Source organism: Hirschia maritima DSM 19733, from assembly GCF_000378345.1.
In the GTDB taxonomy this organism is placed as follows: domain Bacteria; phylum Pseudomonadota; class Alphaproteobacteria; order Caulobacterales; family Hyphomonadaceae; genus Hirschia; species Hirschia maritima.
Genome location: NZ_KB899544.1, coordinates 562,092 through 580,112 on the forward strand (window position 1 = coordinate 562,092; position 18,021 = coordinate 580,112).

At 43.1% G+C, this 18,021-nt stretch carries 19 protein-coding genes; 11 read left to right on the forward strand and 8 right to left on the reverse strand.

Annotation, left to right across the window (positions count from 1 at the left end):
• Positions 1-144 precede the first annotated feature (144 nt).
• The 3 genes from F551_RS0102575 (at position 145) to F551_RS0102585 (ending at position 2,990) form a co-directional block, all read left to right on the forward strand.
• Positions 145-1,188: a Leu/Phe/Val dehydrogenase gene (locus tag F551_RS0102575; protein WP_018995915.1), complete on the forward strand. Its 1,044-nt coding sequence runs from the start codon at positions 145-147 to the stop codon at positions 1,186-1,188.
• Positions 1,189-1,441: 253 nt separating this feature from the next.
• Complete coding sequence (locus tag F551_RS0102580) at positions 1,442-1,702, forward strand: hypothetical protein (RefSeq protein ID WP_155825737.1); 261 nt, start codon at positions 1,442-1,444, stop codon at positions 1,700-1,702.
• A 103-nt stretch (positions 1,703-1,805) separates the two neighbouring features.
• A complete protein-coding gene (locus tag F551_RS0102585) occupies positions 1,806-2,990 on the forward strand; it encodes an NAD(P)/FAD-dependent oxidoreductase (protein ID WP_018995917.1) in 1,185 nt (394 codons plus the stop codon).
• A 2-nt stretch (positions 2,991-2,992) separates the two neighbouring features.
• Here F551_RS0102585 and F551_RS0102590 read toward each other — a convergent pair whose 3' ends face one another.
• Positions 2,993-3,484 carry a response regulator gene (locus F551_RS0102590; RefSeq protein WP_018995918.1) on the reverse strand — a complete coding sequence of 164 codons (492 nt, stop codon included), beginning with the start codon at positions 3,482-3,484 and terminating at the stop codon, positions 2,993-2,995.
• A 182-nt stretch (positions 3,485-3,666) separates the two neighbouring features.
• Between F551_RS0102590 and F551_RS16120 the strand changes: the two genes are divergently transcribed.
• The gene (locus tag F551_RS16120; RefSeq protein WP_018995919.1) at positions 3,667-4,458 is read left to right on the forward strand and encodes a transglycosylase SLT domain-containing protein; all 792 of its coding nucleotides are present in this window, start codon (positions 3,667-3,669) and stop codon (positions 4,456-4,458) included.
• Between the two features lie 84 nt (positions 4,459-4,542).
• Positions 4,543-5,691 (forward strand): DUF2336 domain-containing protein, encoded by a 1,149-nt coding sequence (locus F551_RS0102600; protein ID WP_018995920.1) that lies wholly within the window; start codon positions 4,543-4,545, stop codon positions 5,689-5,691.
• Position 5,692: 1 nt separating this feature from the next.
• Here F551_RS0102600 and F551_RS0102605 read toward each other — a convergent pair whose 3' ends face one another.
• From F551_RS0102605 to F551_RS0102615, 3 genes are all read right to left on the reverse strand, one after another.
• Positions 5,693-6,388: an EAL domain-containing protein gene (locus F551_RS0102605; RefSeq protein ID WP_018995921.1), complete on the reverse strand. Its 696-nt coding sequence runs from the start codon at positions 6,386-6,388 to the stop codon at positions 5,693-5,695.
• A gap of 146 nt (positions 6,389-6,534) precedes the next feature.
• On the reverse strand, positions 6,535-7,047 hold the full coding sequence (locus tag F551_RS0102610) for an Hpt domain-containing protein (RefSeq protein ID WP_033404547.1): 513 nt from the start codon (positions 7,045-7,047) through the stop codon (positions 6,535-6,537).
• A 115-nt stretch (positions 7,048-7,162) separates the two neighbouring features.
• Complete coding sequence (locus tag F551_RS0102615; protein ID WP_018995923.1) at positions 7,163-7,936, reverse strand: NAD kinase; 774 nt, start codon at positions 7,934-7,936, stop codon at positions 7,163-7,165.
• Between the two features lie 229 nt (positions 7,937-8,165).
• Here F551_RS0102615 and F551_RS0102620 point away from each other — a divergent pair, with 229 nt between their 5' ends.
• Complete coding sequence (locus tag F551_RS0102620; RefSeq protein WP_233355192.1) at positions 8,166-8,864, forward strand: hypothetical protein; 699 nt, start codon at positions 8,166-8,168, stop codon at positions 8,862-8,864.
• A gap of 29 nt (positions 8,865-8,893) precedes the next feature.
• On the opposite strand, the gene F551_RS0102625 is transcribed toward F551_RS0102620, so the two are convergent.
• On the reverse strand, positions 8,894-9,439 hold the full coding sequence (locus F551_RS0102625; protein ID WP_018995925.1) for a c-type cytochrome: 546 nt from the start codon (positions 9,437-9,439) through the stop codon (positions 8,894-8,896).
• Positions 9,440-9,582: 143 nt separating this feature from the next.
• On the opposite strand from F551_RS0102625, the gene pgi reads away from it, so the two are divergent.
• Entirely contained in the window at positions 9,583-11,157 is a 1,575-nt protein-coding gene (pgi, locus tag F551_RS0102630) for a glucose-6-phosphate isomerase (protein ID WP_018995926.1), read from the forward strand.
• Between the two features lie 122 nt (positions 11,158-11,279).
• Positions 11,280-11,681: a Fur family transcriptional regulator gene (locus tag F551_RS0102635; protein WP_018995927.1), complete on the forward strand. Its 402-nt coding sequence runs from the start codon at positions 11,280-11,282 to the stop codon at positions 11,679-11,681.
• 36 nt (positions 11,682-11,717) lie between these two features.
• On the opposite strand, the gene F551_RS0102640 is transcribed toward F551_RS0102635, so the two are convergent.
• Both F551_RS0102640 and F551_RS0102645 read right to left on the reverse strand, forming a co-directional pair.
• Entirely contained in the window at positions 11,718-12,086 is a 369-nt protein-coding gene (locus F551_RS0102640) for a hypothetical protein (RefSeq protein ID WP_018995928.1), read from the reverse strand.
• Complete coding sequence (locus F551_RS0102645) at positions 12,065-12,988, reverse strand: ParA family protein (RefSeq protein ID WP_018995929.1); 924 nt, start codon at positions 12,986-12,988, stop codon at positions 12,065-12,067. The genes F551_RS0102640 and F551_RS0102645 overlap by 22 nt, the downstream gene beginning before the upstream one ends.
• Before the next feature lie 237 nt (positions 12,989-13,225).
• On the opposite strand from F551_RS0102645, the gene F551_RS16130 reads away from it, so the two are divergent.
• Entirely contained in the window at positions 13,226-14,263 is a 1,038-nt protein-coding gene (locus tag F551_RS16130) for a glycosyltransferase family 2 protein (protein WP_018995931.1), read from the forward strand.
• 98 nt (positions 14,264-14,361) lie between these two features.
• Here F551_RS16130 and F551_RS0102655 read toward each other — a convergent pair whose 3' ends face one another.
• Entirely contained in the window at positions 14,362-15,261 is a 900-nt protein-coding gene (locus F551_RS0102655) for a glycoside hydrolase family 16 protein (RefSeq protein ID WP_018995932.1), read from the reverse strand.
• Between the two features lie 288 nt (positions 15,262-15,549).
• Between F551_RS0102655 and F551_RS0102660 the strand changes: the two genes are divergently transcribed.
• Positions 15,550-16,857 (forward strand): O-antigen ligase family protein, encoded by a 1,308-nt coding sequence (locus F551_RS0102660; protein ID WP_026296613.1) that lies wholly within the window; start codon positions 15,550-15,552, stop codon positions 16,855-16,857.
• A complete protein-coding gene (locus tag F551_RS0102665) occupies positions 16,854-17,855 on the forward strand; it encodes a glycosyltransferase family 2 protein (RefSeq protein WP_018995934.1) in 1,002 nt (333 codons plus the stop codon). The genes F551_RS0102660 and F551_RS0102665 overlap by 4 nt, the downstream gene beginning before the upstream one ends.
• Positions 17,856-18,021 lie beyond the last annotated feature (166 nt).

The window sequence follows — 18,021 nt, forward strand, 5'->3', positions numbered from 1 at the left end:
CTCAATAATGTTCAATTTATTGGAATTTTATTCCTTAATTGGCGCTTGAAATTTATCAAATCAACCCTTGCCTAGGAAAAGTAATTTAGCGTATCAATCATGCAAATATTCGCCTGATTGGCTGTTTCTATTCTGGAGTAGGAAATGTTTGATACAGCAGCTTTTGCTGACCACGAAAGTGTTCATTTGTTTCACGATAAAGCAACGGGTCTTCGCGCTATTGTTGCCATTCATTCAACTGCTCTTGGGCCGGCTGCGGGTGGATGTCGTATGTGGAATTACGTTGATGGCGAAGAAGCCATGCGTGACGCCCTTCGTCTTTCCGAGGGGATGAGTTATAAAAACGCGATTGCTGACTTACCTCTTGGCGGCGGTAAAGGCGTTATCTGGGGAGATAGCAAAACTCAGAAATCTCCCGAATTGTTCCGTGCTTTTGGACAAGCTGTTGATAGTCTGAATGGAAAATACTGGACAGCGGAAGATGTCGGCATTTCTCCTGATGATATGAAATATGTAGCGGAGCAAACTCGTTTCGTCGCAGGGCTGAACGATGGAGAAGCTGCATCGGGTGATCCTTCACCGGTCACTGCCTTGGGGGTTTTTAAAGGAATTGAAGCAACTGCCATGCGCGCTCTAAATGCCGACAGTCTTGATGGTGTTCGAGTTGCGGTTCAGGGTGTCGGTCATGTAGGTGGCTATGTGTGTAGTTATTTAGCTAAAGCTGGTGCTCATTTAACGATTACAGATATTAATCAGGAAAGTCTCAAGCTCATTTCTGAGCAAACAGGTGCTACGATTGTGGCTCCCGATGAAATCTATGACATTGATGCCGATGTGTTTTCGCCGAATGCGCTCGGGGCTGTTATCAATGATGATACATTGTCTCGACTTAAGGTGAAAGCCATTGCCGGTGGAGCGAACAACCAATTGGCTACGGCAGATATGGGAGAGAAGGTGCGCCAGCAGGGGATTCTATATGCACCAGACTTTGTCATAAATGGTGGCGGGATTATCAATGTAGCATCAGAGATTTCCGGTGTTTTCAGTACGCCTTGGGTTGAGTCTAAAGTTGAAACACTTACGGAAACACTAGGGCAGATTTTGGACCAATCTCTCAAAGAAAACCGTCCGTCGAGCGATATTGCATTGGAAATTGCAAAGCAACGCATTGAAGCGGCTAAGAACTAATACTTCTTTCTTTCAGTATAAATGAATAAGCCGACCAGTACATATACAGTATTGGTCGGCTTTTTTATTTGTGTTTTGGGTGGTGTGTTTTTAGGGCTAAAAAAATTAGCCTAAAAAGGGAATTTGGCTTGGTTGTTGCATCTCTAACGATTATTGTCTGGATACGGAGAAAAATAACTCCTATCCTTCATCAACTCGCTTTTTAGGGTTTGATGGGGTGACATAAGTAAAAGTAGAGTACCTGGGGAATATGATGACCGACGTCGTGGTTAAATTAGAAGGTGAAGAAGCTGGAGACAGTATGCGTCTAGCTTTGGCTATGGACGCATTTGCAAAATGGGTTGAAGAGACTGATGACCTTAATGATGCGTCTGAAGCTATAGACTTTATGATGACGACTGAGCACACGGGTAGTTGTTTGCGTCGCAAGCTGACATTCCATGATCGATCACATGCCGCCAAGTTTTTGGTTTTTTGGAGATCTCAGAGGACGGTTACAGATCAAGTTGCCTGATTTCAGTGTGATTTGTGAATTGTGATCATTTTTTTCTGTAAAAATGTACAGCTAACAGGCGAATTGGGATGAAAGATTGAGCTGATGAGGCTATATCAATCTCATGACCTTCATTAATTCAAAGCAAATATTCAAAAAACGTGTCCTTGTGGTTGGAGCAGGGTTGGTTGGTATGACAACGGCCCTACGATTGGCGCAATCTGGTGTGCAAGTTGTGTTAGTTGACCGGGCAAAGCCAGCTACCGGAGCGAGCTGGGCTGCGGCGGGTATGTTAGCTCCTGCGTTTGAGGCTGCTGACGAACCAAGTGCTCATGAAAATTTATTTGAATTATGCTTGGCGGGTGCGGATGCATGGCGAGGCTTTGCCCCATGGTTACAAGCCTATTCTGATACTTCTTTGGACTATTTTGGGATGGGCGCATTTGCTTGTGCGATAAATGAACCTCAAGAAAATAGATTAGATGTTTTAGAAGCTGCTTGCATTTCACGAAATCTGCCCTGTCGCAGATTATCCGGCAATAAAGCGAGGAAACTGGATGCTTCACTTTCGCAAGATGTAAGAAGTGTACTTCTATTGCCGACTGACCAACAGATAGATAATTGGGCGGTTATCGGTGCATTAATGGCGGCATTGGCTGAAGCTGGTGTTCAAGTTATTCCAGACATTAAAATCACGGAAATCAATCGCATCAAGAGCAAGTGGGAAATTGCTGCATTGGGGCTTTTTGACAATGTTATTTGGACCGCAGGTGTCAATTCTGGAGACGAAATAAGCATTGATGGGCAGCCTGCGCAATTGCTTCGAGAAGGAGTCATCATTCCTGTAAAAGGACAGATGTTGGCGCTGGATCCTATAGAGGGGGCTCCCAAGCAGGTTTTACGTTTTGGCAATGGGTACATTGCGCCCAAATCAACACGCGTAATCGTTGGTGCTACTTCCGAATGGGAAGTAGCTGATAAGGCGGTTGTTGATAGTGATATTGAAGAGCTATTGAAAAACGCTTCGCAAATATGTCCAGTATTACAGGATGCTGAAATCAAAATGACATGGGCAGGTGTTCGTCCAGGAACTTCCGATCATGCCCCTGTGATTGGATGGAGTAATTACGACGGCATAGCTGTGGCGGCAGGGCATTATCGCAATGGAATACTGTTGGCTCCACTGACTGCAGACATATTGACCCGCTTGATTATGGAAGAAGAATTGACACCTTTAGAAAAAGGTTTCGAACTTGCTCGCTTTAATGAAGGCGGAATGGCAACAAAAACAACAGAGACTGTAGAATAGCTTTAGATAAAAGCCGACTCTCTTCTGTCCCGTCCTTTATAGGATGGATCGTTAACTCGTCTTCTGTCTGGGCCAAAATACGTTGGTGTTTTGAGAAACTTCCGTCTGTGATTCACCACTGCAACTATGCGTTTCCAGATGGCATCGGGGCGAACGGGTTTGGTAAGAATCTCATCTGCCCCCGCGTTTACTAGCTGAAATATACAAGATCTGCGTGTATCGGCAGTGCAAACAATAATGGGAAGCATTGTATTTGAGCTATCTTCAGCTCGCCGTATCATGGCTATAAGTTCAGTACCCAGAATATCGGGCATCACAACATCAACGACTGCTATATCGATTTGTTGATCTCGCAAAATTTCAAGAGCCGAAGCGGCATCATGGGCTTGAATGACTCTTGAGACGCCAAACCCTTTTAGGACCGTTAGCCATATGTGGCGCATATTCTGATGGTCGTCTACGACCAATACGGTGACATTTCTTAGATCACCCATCTCTTCTGCCTCTCATCTTCTCAGCCAGTGTTTTAATATGAGTTTGCTTGAATTTAAAAGAGGGGCAGCATGTATTTCCATTACAAATTGCCAATGAAGTTTGGTTGCTATGTTGTTGGGTGTTAACGAAAGATTGACGATGCCTGTTTAATTGTATTCGAAAGTTGAAGGGTATGTTTGTTATGGATACGCACTCGCGACCAATTCTACAAAATTCGCAATTGGCTTCAAATAGCGATCCTCGTCAGGCTATTCGGAATGCTGCAAGAGAGACGGGCGTAGACTTTGGATATCTGCTCAAGACAGCTCAGCGTGAGTCTGGAATGGATCCAACGGCAAAAGCTGCAACATCTTCAGCGACAGGGTTGTTTCAATTCACCGATAGCACATGGTTGAGCATGGTTGATCGCTATGGTGAAAAACACGGAATACCGGTAAATGATGGACAACTTTCCAAAACTGAGTTGTTGTCTAAGAGAGAAGACCCTGCGTTGGCGGCTTTAATGGCTGGCGAATTGGCAAATGAAAATGCAACCATATTAGCAAGAGGCATAGGTCGCGATCCATCTGGAAAAGAGTTATATATTGCTCACTTTCTGGGGCCCAAAGGGGCGGTGGATTTAATCAATGCGGTTAAGAGCGGGCCTAATCAATCGGCTAGCGAAATGTTTCCTGCGGCTGCAAAGGCTAATCCCTCCATTTTTAACGACGGTTCCGGGCGGCCAAGAACGATATCAGCAGTGTATTCAAATCTAATTGGAAAGCATGGTTCAAATGTTGGTGAAAATGTCGGAAAATTCAAAAATGCTGTGATGGATTACGCTCCGGTTTCGCCTGCAAGCAGCTTAAGAATTGGCGCTGAATTGAGTGCAGGTATGGTGATGACGCTATTAGATTTGCAGCAAAAACACCTCGAAAACACAGAAAACCAGCAAAAAGTAGCCGATCAGGTGTCGAAAACACTAAAGGCTTAAAAGCTTCGTTAACGATAAAAGTTCAAACTGTTAGGGCGCTTAATGAAGTTTGTAGAAGCGCGATTTTGATACAGGTATTATACTATGTCCGTCGCAACAATGCGTTCCAACCTAACTCAAGATGATATTCGCCGCCTCGTTAAAGGAGCGACACCTGAAGCTCGCGCCAACGCGGCTCACAAAATTTGTCGACGGATAGATACAGCCAAACTCTCACCAAAAGATCGAGAGAATGCTGATCAAATTATGAGAATTCTTGCAGAAGATGCTGCTGCCTTAGTGCGACGTACACTGGCAGTTACCTTGCGTTCTTCTCCAAACTTGCCACCTGATCTTGCCGTAAGATTATGTCGTGACATTGAAAGTGTTGCGACGCCTATTTTGAAGCATTCTCCGAAACTCTCAGAAGATGATCTGATTGAGTTATTGTTAGCTTCTTCACCCGAAAAACAGGTTGCTATCGCAGAAAGAGACACTGTTCCAGAATCAGTTGTTGAAGTTATAGCTGAACACGGAAACAAAGAGGCTGTTGAAGCGGCTGCCTTAAATGAAGGGGCTAGCTTTAGTGATCGCGCTTACGATACAACATTGACGCGATTTGAAGAAGATGACGACATCAAAGGCGCGATTATTTCGCGTGATACAATTCCTATTCACATCGCGGAAAAAATGGTTTCGCTTGTATCTGGTGAATTGTTTGATCGTTTAGTTAATGATCATGAGCTACCTCCACAATTGGCAATTGAGATTGCATCAGGCGCACGTGAACGAGCAACGCTAGATCTTGTTGAGCAGGCAGGGAAAACATCTGATCCGGGTAAGTTTGTTCAACAACTAAACCTGAGCGGACGGATGACTCCTTCATTGATTATGAGGGCGATGTGTTTGGGTCACATGAACTTTGTGGAATGGGCTTTTGCAGAATTAGCGGGAGTTCCACATTCTAAAGCATGGTTGATGATCCATGATGCGGGAAATCTGGGATTGAAGACCATTTTTGAGCGAGCTGGTTTGCCCAATGGCATGTTTCCAGCTTTCAAATTAGCTATCGAAGTTTTCCATGAAAATCCAATGGATGGCGGAGAAGCTGATTTAATTCGATTCCGCAAACGTATGACTGAGCGGGTGCTGACGCAATTCCAAGCTATTCCTCGGGCGGATTTAGAGTATCTTTTGGAGAAACTCGATGCGTTGGATGAGCAACAGCAAGAAAGTACGCAAAGACGTGCTTAGTTTATCCGTTTAAACGCGGGCTGACGGCATATTTAATTCCCACTTTTGCGAGTTCTTCCGCATCAGTCCAGTGAGCGTTTTCAACAAAAAGCATGGCACCTGAGCCGTAAGCGTTTTCGATGCGGTCTACAGAAGAGGGCATTTCTTTGAATGTGTTCGCATTCAATCGAATAGCTTCTACTGCAGAGCTCATATACGCTCCAAACGGACTTTTCCAAGATTGACGCGCGTCTATTCCAATACGGAAACCGCGTGAAAAAAAGCTTTCAATGTACGCTGGCGCAATGTCCTCAGCTTCATAGATGGCTGAATCAGGGAACTCTATTCGGATTTCTTGAAGACATATGTTCGCTCGACGCGCGCCAGCTTCTGCGGCCATTGGAGCATCGGGGTGGGTTAAAGCTGCTAGCGGGGCAATGATGGATATAGGGCGATCAGCAGTATTTTCTGTTTCAGCTAGTGAGCCTATGCGCTCGATTTGGTCACCGAGCCATTGAGCAGCGTTTTCATGCGCTGGTTGTCCGGATGCAAACCCAAATAAAGCAGATTCTTCAAATGATGTTTCAAGTTGGGCGTCAATACCTACAACTTCACCTGATTTTAGGTCCTGAATTTTGGCAAAACGAATTTTTGACTCGCGCGTTGGTGCAAGGTCGTTGTCGTTGGCTATAACTTTAAATGGCGTTGAAGCAGTCATCAGGTTAGGTCCATCATTATTATGTTTATGGAACTAAGCTATCAGATTAACTTTTATACTCCGCGAAAAGGAAAAGATGAATTTCCTGTAACCTCAACCGATTTTGGTTAGGATTTATAAGGGATTTTAGTGCTCACAGAATAATATTATGCGTCGTCGTCTGTTAGAAGGGAGTTCTTTGATTCAAAATCAGAGACTTGAGTTTCCATTTCCGTCACAAGTGCAAGACCAACTGGGTGTTCTTCAGTTTTAATGTGGCCTTTAATTGCAGCGCGAACTCCATCAATGTGGGCACGAATTAGGTTTTCAGGTGACTTCTGACGATCTACTTCATCATTTGTCAGGCGGCATAATGAAGCGGCCATACGTCCGACAAGGGGATATTCGTATGTCTTGGCTAGACCTTTTAAATCATGTGCAATTGCGTGAACATTTGTAACAGCTTCAACCTTTGTTGAAGCAGATGAAAACGTTGCCCATGCTTCTTCTAGGCGTCTCAGTTCGTCTTCGATCCAGTTTTGGAATTCATCTGAAAGTTTGGAGAGGGCAGCATCTGCTTTTGCTACAGCTCCTTTATCCATAGGTGAAAGGCTTCCGCCGACTTTGGCTTTTAACGCATTTGGGGGCGTAAAGATTTCGATCGGTTTTGCTTTTCCCATTTTGGAATCCATTCTTACACGACTTGAAGACTGAGTCAGCAAAGCGCTGAGTCTCATGCATATCAGATAAGCATATGTTAGAACTGGTTAACAAGATGTGTGGAACGAAATCCTTTTAGTAAGCAAATTGTTCTTGAAGGATGCGATCTTCCAATGCTTGTCCTTCATCGAACAATAGAGTGAGCGAATTTTGTCGATCTTCTTTTACTTCAACCGTTTGGACATTTCTGACTTCTTGCGTATCAGCGGTTGCCGCAACAGAGCGGTGCTCTCCGTCAATTGTTTCAAAGCGTACAACAGCATCATGTTTGAGTAATGCACCCCGCCATCTTCTGGGGCGAAATGGCGAAATGGGCGTGAGTGCAAGCAAATTTGATCGAATGGGCAGGATTGGGCCGTGAGCAGAAAGGTTGTATGCGGTAGATCCGGCTGGTGTAGCTACCAAAACGCCATCGCAAGCGAGGACGTCCAATCTTTCTTTATTGTCTACAAATATCTTTAGCTTTGCTGCTTGAGCTGTCTGTCTAATCAGTGACACCTCGTTAATGGCATTGTAGGTGATTTCAGTGCCATCCATTAGTGTGGCCTTCATGACGAGGGGATGGATGATTGCTCTGACCGCTGTATCTATTCTATTAGGTAGGTCATCATCCGAATAATCATTCATCAAAAAACCAACTGACCCTTTATGCATTCCGTATACTGGGATGTGATCTTCAAACCTCTTATGTAGAGCATCGAGCATTGTACCATCGCCTCCTATGGCGACGATAACATCTGCATTTTCTAATTTTTCCTGCCCGTACCTGCGAGTTAGAGATGCGAATGCGGTTTGAGCTTCAGGCCTTGGGCTAGCGATAAAGTGGATGCGCGGCGAAGGTGCACTCATGTGATGTTCTCTTATTGCGCTTCATCCGATTGGCCTAACGTCAACTCAACCATTCTCAAAGCTCTTGATTTGATTGAGGAATATATGACCTGCTTCGTCAAGTTCAATCAAGTGAAATGTTTACAACCAATAGGTGAAGTCGTTGTTTATATAGGGGAATGTATTTGTTTTTCTTTTAAGCGCTGCGCAATATCGTTTGCAACTATTCAAATGGGGGCGGATGGGGGACATGGCGCGCAAGATTGTAAATCTAATTATAAGTAGTTTCGTTGGTTTCTTTATTACTGATCTACAGATAGCAGTTGCTGGTGCGTGGGTTCAGGAAAAAGATGCAGGCTACCAATATATTGGTGTAAGCTACGAAGATGGTGATTTTGGCCGGGGGTGGAGGCAAGATTCATACATAGAATACGGCCTCAAAGAAAACTGGACCGTGGTTGGAAAACTTGAAACAGTGTGGCGGCAGCACTTGAATTATAATGACAGATCGTCAGGGAAGATTGGTATTCGCCGACCTATATGGCGTAGGGAAAATTGGAGTATTGTCGGGCATTCCGCCTTTTTCGTCGGAGAGCAGTTGGATGACCAATCATGCGGTGGTTTTGGTGGAGAAATTGGTGGGGCAATTGGTTATTCTGGAAAGTTCAATGGCAAGCCAGCGTATGCATTTACAAACTCCGCCATTGGTGCACGGCAAGGGTGTGAGCATGCAACGACTGACTTTGTTGTTGGGATTCAACCTACGAAATTATGGGATATTCAGGTAAAAGCATTTGCTGAGAAGTTTCCTGGCCGAGAATTCGTGAAAATGGAAATAGGTGCCAGCCGAAAAGTTCAAAAAAGTTTTGTAGGCGTGGGTATTCGCAAGGAGATCAGTGGCGCGTTTGAAGAAAACAGCGCGTTCATGTCGATCTGGAAAAAGTTTTAATTCAGACCGACATGAAAGGTGGATGCAGTCTATTTGTCTGTTTCTACCATCAAGTAGGCGATCAGGTTTCTACGTTGAGTCTCATTTGAGATACCCGCAAATGTCATACGGTTACCCGGGAGAAACTTACGTGGACTTGCGAGCCATGCATCTAGCTTTTCTGGAGTCCATTCAAAATCTGCTTCTTGCACTGCTTTTGAGTATTTAAACCCTTCCAAAGCACCGATTTTACGTCCAAACATGCCATGCAGATTGGGGCCAACTCTGTGACCAGCACCTTCAGCTAAAAGATGGCAGGATCTGCATGTGGAATATTGGCGGCGACCTTTGTCGTAGTTTGCGGTATTATAAGGTGCAGGTAGTGCTTCAACTAGCGCAATGTTTGGGTCAATGGAAGGCTCTTCTGGGGTCTCAGTAGTAGATGCTGAATTCGCTGTTGATTGTGTGGAATCTGGCTGCACTGGTGCAGAGGCAGACGTCTCACTAGAGGAAGGTGTATTTGTTTGTTTATCTTCACATGCAATTAGCAAAGCCGGCATTAAAATTGCCAATGCCCAGTGTTGGTGTTTCAACATGCAATCATGTTCCTTAATTCGTGACCGGATTTTGAATTTATTGTATCAGACAACATTGGATTGTCATTCAAAAGTTGTAAAGCAGCTAAGGTGACGCGGACACATCAATTTATTGGTGTAAATTGCTAAATAAGGGAAGTGCAATGGCAAACACAGTTGGCAACGGAAAGTTTCAAATATTAAAGGAAATTGTTCGTGAAAAAGGGCGTAATGAAGAGTTTGTTTGGAGCGGTCCTCACATTGAAGCGGATGTAACGCGTCAGCCAATTAGTGAATCATCTTATGAAGAATTGAAGGTATTTTCTGAATCTCAAAAATTAACTGAATCGATCGACGCGCTATTTGCTGGTGCAATCGTAAATGGATCGGAAAATCGTCCAGCTTTGCATTGGGCACTTCGCGGAAATGCAGATCATTTGGATAAAGCAGTAGAATTTGCACAACAAGCTGAAGCATGTGCCGAATTTGCCAACAATGTTCGTGCAGGTAAGCTAGGATTTGAAGTTAAAACAATTCTTCATATTGGAATTGGTGGATCTGATCTTGGGCCGCGTTTGATTTGGGATGCGTTGCGTCCCATTGGTCATAAAGGTCCAAATCTTCGTTTTTGTGCAAACATTGATCCAGCCGATTTTATTGAAGCGATCGAAGGTTTGGAAGCTGAATCTACTTTGGTAGTTGTCGTTTCAAAGTCATTCAAGACACCAGAGACGCAAGCTAATGCAAAATTGGCAAGAGAGTGGTTGATTGAAGAGGTGGGTGAAGCGCAGCTCAATAAACATATGGCAGCGGTTTCATCTGCTCCGGATCTTGCGCAGACTTGGGGAGCTCCTGCAGATCGAATTTTCCCAATGGATTCTGCGGTAGGCGGACGGTACTCCGTTTGGTCTTCTGTAGGGTTGTCTCTAATGATAGCTCTAGGAAATGATGCATGGACTGAGTTTCTAGCGGGTGCATCTGAAATGGATACGCATTTTAGAGATGCGCCTTTAGAAGAAAATCTGCCGGCTAGATTAGCAATGCTGGATTATCACCTGCACTCGCAAAGAAACGTGCCGTCTCGTGTTGTTCTGTCCTATGCTCACCGTTTACGCAAATTACCTGACTTCCTTCAGCAGTTAGAGATGGAATCCAACGGTAAATCTGCAGCGTCTGGAAAAGGTGAATTAGCTGACACAACTGCACCAATTACCTGGGGATCAGTTGGTACACTGGGGCAGCATTCTTTTCACCAGTTATTACATCAAGGTACAGACCGATCTTCAGCAGAGTTTATTGTATCGTTGAATGCCGGACTGAAAGAAAGAAAACAGGAAAACGGACAGGCACTCCTTGCAAATGCTTATGCTCAGGCGGAAGCATTTTTAGTAGGACGTTCAGAAGCGGAAGCAGAAGTTCAACTACGCGAAAAAGGTGTTGATGAAGACACGATAAAAGCACGTGCACCGCATATGCATATGGAAGGTGGTCGTGCTTCCTCAATGTTTATATTGGAAGATATTTCACCTCGTTCAGTCGGGGCTTTGATTGCAATGTATGAGCATCGCACTTTCGCTTACGGCATGCTGTTAGGCATCAACCCGTTTGATCAATGGGGGGTAGAGCTGGGAAAAGTGATGGCCGAAGAGATAGATAAGGCTATATCAGGATCTGAAAACAAAGATCGTGATAGTACAACTTTGCGTCTAATTGAAAAAACACAGCAAGCCCGAAAATAAGTTGATACTTATATTGGATAGCTTCTCTTATAGAAAAAGAAATTTTTCAACTAGAGGAGCTAATTCCATATTTCTTATGAGGGCATCTTGCGGGTTTAGTATTGTTTGACTACATAAAACATATGACAAAAGATGATCTGGTAGAACTCTTTAATACTCATGATATGAGATTAACACGCCCGAGATTGGCGGTAGCAGAGCTATTGCTATTAGATGGGGTGAATAAGCATGTGTCTGCTGAGTGGGTCGCAAGTGAATTAGAGAAGCTCGACGTCAAAATTTCACTTGCGAGTGTATACAACACTTTGAACAGTTTTGTTGAAATTGAGCTACTTCGTGAGATTGAAGTTGGTGGAAGTCGGGTAGTTTTTGATACAAACACAACCCAACACCATCATTTCTTGAAAGTTAGTACCGGTGAACTGATCGACATTGATGAGGGGCAGGTTGAGATTTCAAAATTGCCTACTCCTCCGGAAGGACTCAAAATCAAGAGATGTGATCTTATTGTTCAGATTGATTAATTGCCTTGAATAAAAAGTAAGAATATCAGCCGAGCTTTAAAAGTAGCTCGACTTTCTTTCTGACACTTTTAATGAAGCCCTATCATAAAGCATATCTAATAATTGGCTCGGTGATTTCCCACGTATATCAACCGACGTTGCTAGGTTATTGTCTTTTAAAATCTTCTTCAATTGTGTTGTTTTCAGCGGCGAAAACACAGTATAGAACTCAGATTTGTTTCCTTCGGCGGCCAATAGATATGGGTTGGCGATGTCCGTTTTTGTGGAGTCTTCAAAAACAACTTTGCCACCCATTGCTTTAACAAGCCTGTTGGCAAATTTCGGATTGGTGCGAACTTCGTCTCTCAATTCGTCAAAAAAACGATCAAGATAAGCAACCGCGTCTAGTCTCTCATTTTCTGCCATTTGCGTCCCGCTCGTTGTTGGCTGAGGAAATCTGTGAAGCGTTCAGAAAGGCGTTTAACATCGCCTTTAACGCCCCCATATTTCCCACGGAATGTATCATAACTATCTGGTGCTGCGCGTTCCATAGCGTTTAGTACGTGTACCGATTCAGGAATTTTAGGACCAAACCATCGATCTTTAAGATAAACTTCCTGAAGTTCATTTGCAATTTGCTTGGAGTAGCCAGTATTTCTGAAACGGGTGATCAAGACAAAATTTCTCGATGGCAAATCCGGAGCGACATTGGCACCCACCCAATCTGAGAATTGCTTTGTTCCCCATGTTGAAACTGCATCTGCTATGGTCGGCATAACGAAAACATCTGATAGAGAAAGACCAGCTCTCGCCAGTGGTGACAAGTGCGGAGGGCAATCAAAAAGGATTATGTCGTAGTATTCGCGCAGAACATCAAAACCGGTTTTAAAATGCTCAGCTAGTTTGTTTGCCAGTGAAGTAGGGGTTCCGGCTTGGGAATACCAAGTTTCTTCTAATCCCATCTCTTGCAGGCGTAGGTGTGGATGAGATGGAAGCGAAGATATCCATCCGAGACGGTCATCATTTTCTTCGGCAATACGCAGCTCTTCTAAAGAAACCGCATTGGGCATAATGAAATCTGCAACATTTGCTGGCTCACCTTTGATGAAGCTAGAGAGAAGGTGAGTAGCTCCTTTTCCTTGTTCATATGCCATTTGCACGCCGCGTTCCGTAAGCAACATTTGGCTGGAGTTGGCTTGTGCATCGAGATCTACCACACAAACATTCAAACCATAGAAATAAGATAGACCGTCAGCAAGCATCACGGTTGTTGTTGATTTACCCACGCCGCCTTTCAAATTAGCTATAGCTGCGATGATAGCTGTCATGAATTCTGTTGCTCTCTGTATCGTTCTCAGCGATGAGTTCAAAATCGCTTTAAATGCTCATCATAAATTGTTCTCACAATCTAATACCGAGAATCGCGTCAGTTTCCAGTCTTTGTTATGTTTTTCATATGTAATTTCTAAGACTATTGGAGGGGAAGTGGTTTTGATTTTGCAAATTCGCTTTGCAGTGATTTTTTATGACCCACTTTGGTGTTGTTTTATTGGAGTTTTAGTAATTTGTCTTTTTCACTAGAGTTAGCAAAAGAAGTTTATGCTGTAATTCCAACTTTAAATGAAGAAAATTATATTGAGGAGTGCCTCTCATCTTTGATGAAAGGCGATGAGGCTCTGAATGATGTTCACTTCGTCGTTGTGGATGGAGGAAGTGATGACCGGACTGTTGAAATTGTCGAAGCTCTAAAACAGAAGCACTCAAACTTATCTCTTTTGAATAATCCAAAAAAATTGCAATCAGCAGCTTTGAACTTGGCAGCAGAAAATGCGCCTCAAGACTGTAAAATTATGGTTCGCTGCGACGCGCATTCCATCTATCCTGAAAATTTTGTGTTGAAAGTTGCTTCCAAGCTCAAGGAAATTGGTTGTGCATCTGTTGTTGTGCCAATGGATGCAGTTGGAAAATCGGGATTTCAAGAAGCAAACGCATGGGTTGTTGATAAGCCTTTTGGAAGCGGAGGCTCGGCTCACCGTGGTGGGCAGGGCTCTGGTTATGTGGACCATGGGCATCACGCCGCTTTTGATCTTTCAGTGTACCGTGAATTGGGGGGGTATGACGAAAACTTCTCTCATAATGAAGATGCAGAGTATGACTATCGAGTAGCTCAAGCTGGCCATCAGATTTTTATGGATGCAGAATCTCGTATTGAGTATATGCCTAGGCCTACTTTCAATGGTGTTTGGAAGCAGTATTTCAAATATGGGCGTGGCCGCGCGATGAACATGAAGAAGCATGGCTCTAAACCAAAATTGCGTCAGGCAATTCCGATTATTAATCTCGTAATGATGTTGGGAAGTGGTGTTTTGTTTGCAGCTTTGCAAGCGACAGGGCTATTAAAAGCAATGCCGTTTCTGGCCGTATTTACGATGGCACCAATCGCTTATTTTGCTGCTCTAGTGCTGGTGGGTGTCTTGGGAATAAAAAGTCTTAAGAAATTATCAGGTTTCAATGCGGCTTTCGCTTTAGCCGCAATGCACAACAGTTGGGCGTTGGGGTTTGTAAAAGGGTATTTTTTCGTACCAGTTGAAAAACAACCCTAAAACTAAATTTCACATACTTTAGTGAAGAAAAGCGGAAGTTAAGGGCTTCCGCTTTTTTTTATGCTTTGGGGACAAACAGTGGTGCTGCGTGCAACCAGTTATTTTGCTTTGGCCAATTCCACAGATGATTGTGTCAAAAGTTCTGGTTTGTCCGAACATTTTTGTGTGTCATCATCATTCAACGTTGTGTATGAAACACAACGCACAACCGCACTCGTTCCATCTACAAAATCTGGTTTACCGTGCCAATCATAAATGTTGCCGGTCCAGATTTGGGTAATTAAACGTTGGGGTGCATCAGGAATATCGAATTCTTGATCAGTAGTTTCAAATATTTTCTCGTCATCGATGAACCAAGTAATTCGGTTTGGTGTCCACTCAAATGCATATAGATGCAATTCTTCACTGGCATCATAATCTAGAGCATGTGTGAAACCACCCATGGGCTTCCCATCACGGAAAATGTTGAACTGAACTTCATGCGTATCTTGGCCCAAAAATTCGATGTCAATTTCATCGTGCGGATCTTTGAAATAAGGGCCGGTGTGCGTGAAAAAACCGGTAATTACGCCAGATCCTTTAGCGGACTTCATAATCGTTTCATAACGACCATATTGTGTCCAACCTGTCTTTTGATACTCGGCACCAATATAGTCTTTTTTTCCACGTGATTCATGGGTCAAACTGAAAGCAACATCGCCATTGTCTAAAAATAGAAGATTGTCGGCCGACCAAGCATTCTGGAAAAAATCATCCTGAACAATAAAGTCAGAAATATACCATTTTCTATAATCATGCCCTTTCTCAAATGTGGACATGAAAGAGTCTATCAATTTGCGTTTGTTTTTATTTGTATAGTGTTCCTGTTCACTCGAAGGAACATCGGCGTGTGAGATGTTGCCATCTTGGTACGCGATAACCGCAAGAGCCGCAGCACAAGTGGCTGACATCATGAGTTTTGTATTCCTGAGCTTCAGAAAAGCGGCCAAAAAACTCATAATGAAACTCCAAATATTAACTTTTCAAAATTGTCTATTCAAATGCAAGTATTGGACCTATGTACAATTGAATATGAATAAATCCAATTTCTAATTTGTTTTTTCAGTGCATTGACTGCATTTTCTTGGCGCGGATTTTGCTACATGCAGTTCAAACCTTGCGAAATATACAAATCTTTTCAGTTAAGAGTATCCGTTTCTTAAGGTACTCAATGTTATAGGCGAGGGGCATAAGAGACTCTGATTGTGTTTGAGACAAAGTCGGAGAACCTATAAAGGAAGAGTATAGTGGTAACGAATGTCGGGGCTCTCCCGAGAGACAGTGATCAAAACCCGTTAGAACACAAAATGGTCCCTATGAGGGTTCCTTTTGAAGGAAGTTATTGGGAACTTGGTCTTGCTGCTGTGTGGTTTTTTTCAACAGCAACTGTTCTTCCTGGAATGGGAGGGATACGTTATCTCTGCTTGCTCGGATTTATAATCGGGGCCGTTCTCAATAGAGATTACTTAAGACCATATTTAGGGCATTTGTGGTTCTTCTTCTTGTTTCCAGCGTGGGTTTTATTTTCTACGCTGTGGTCTCCCAATACGGGCACAGCAATGAAGTTTGGGATGATGCATTTCCTGGATGTCATGTTGCTGATCTACATTGCTATTAGATTGAGTCCCCAACAAATCATCAGAGCAATTTACTACGGTTACATTCCGGTTGCGCTGATAGTGATCGCTTTTATTCCCAATTTGGGATCGCATAGCGTTCCAATGGGCTTTATTGAGAAAAACTCTGTGGCAACACGGATGTTGTTTATGTTTATGGCATCGTTGTACATGCTGTACGAAGCAAGGTCTTTTCTATGGGAGAAGGCATCCGCGATATTGTTTATCCCATTGTGTTTGTTGAGTATTTTTCTTGTTGAATCTGCAACTTCCTTAGCTTTGGCTATCCTAGCATTCTTGGTGATGACCTTTATTGGAACGGTTTGGAAAACACTTACGCGTGTTCAAGCTGGTACAACACTTCTGATGTTGACTGGCGGTCTCATGGCGATGAGTTTTCTATTGATTGCAATTTCTATATTCATTGATGGCCCAGTGAATGCATTTTTGGACATGATGGGCAAGGATGCGACTTTAACAGGGCGAACAGAGTTATGGGAATTTGCATCAAAAGATTTGATTCCTAAGCATCCGTTTATGGGGCTGGGGGCTGAAGGTTTTTGGCAAATCGGTAGAGGGGATGCAGAGGGGTGGCTAGAATACTTCTATAAGGAACAAGGCGTACGTTTTTCTTTCCACAACTCATACATCGAAATGATTGTGCATTTGGGATATGTTGGATTGATAACTTTCCTTATACCGTTGGCATTTAGCGTTTGGAGAGCAATTAGTAATTTTTTCCGATACCAAGATATTGCTTCAGCCTTCTTTTTGATAGTAGCAGTGCTTGCACTGGCTAGGTCTATGACAGAATCAGAATTATATAATGTTTTTGATATTAGTAAGGCTATGCTGTTTATTGGTGGTATTACAATGTTGTCATCAAAAACTGTTTTAGTGCCGATGCCACAGAATGTTATGGGGCGCGTTCGTTCGTGAGTTATGTTGATATGAAAGTTGAAAGAGAAGCTCACAAAATTTCTCAGACTGTAGATGTCAGTGTGATTATTGCTGCGTGGAAAGCACAATCATATATTCATAAGGCTATTGAGTCAGCGTTGTCTCAAACTGGAGTAACTCTTGAAGTTATCGTAGTGGACGATGCTTCTCCTGATGAGACATTTGAAACGGTACAAGCTTTGACGGACGGCGATGTACGATTAAAAGTTGTCAAACTGGACAGTAATGGCGGTCCTTCAAAAGCAAGAAATGTCGGTATCCAAAATTCAAGTGGGCGCTACATTGCAATTCTTGATGCCGATGATGCGTTCACGGCTGAAGATCGTTTGCAAAAACTGGTTAGAATAGCGGATCAAGAAGAAGCAGACATTATTGTCGACAACATGATCCGAGTGAATGCCAAAGGACAACGCATTGATGCGGGCAATTTTCTGGAGTGTTCAGAATACAAGTCTCGTCACATAATAGGGCTGAAACAATATGTTCTTGAGAATGTGATGATGTCTAAAGGTCCGGGGCTGGGATATTTAAAACCTTTAATCAACGTTGATAGCCTTAAAAAGCGTGGAGTGTCTTACGATGAAACTCTACGGAACTCAGAAGATTATTATCTAATTGCGGACTTGTTGGCAGGCGGAGCAAAAATGGTTTTTGAGCCATTTGCAGGATATGCGTATCAGGTTGAAGAAGGGTCCATCTCGCACCGTTTGACTAGCGAATTAACAAGCAAACTTGTTGATGCAGCTAAGAGATTTGACAATAGACATGTTGGCAAATTGTCACGTGCTGAGAAAAATGCAGTTGCAAAATACCGTACTCGATTAGAGCACACGCATGTATTTCAACAAATTGTTGAATGCTTGAAAATGAAACAAGTATCAGGTGTATTATCGGCACTGTTTTCACGTGTAGATGCATTTCCATTTGTTTTTAATCAGTTTTTTAAAATATTATCTAAGAAAATTTCTCGTTCTTAGTAGCGCTCAACAACAGCTAAATACAGTATGGTTAACTTGTGAGTAGCGTTAGTATTGTATTGCTATTGTCTGAGAGCTCTTTGTTTCACATAACATTACCGAAATATGAGATTAACTTGTCTTGTCTTGAATTTTCTTGTCATTACTACACATGCTCAATGATCAT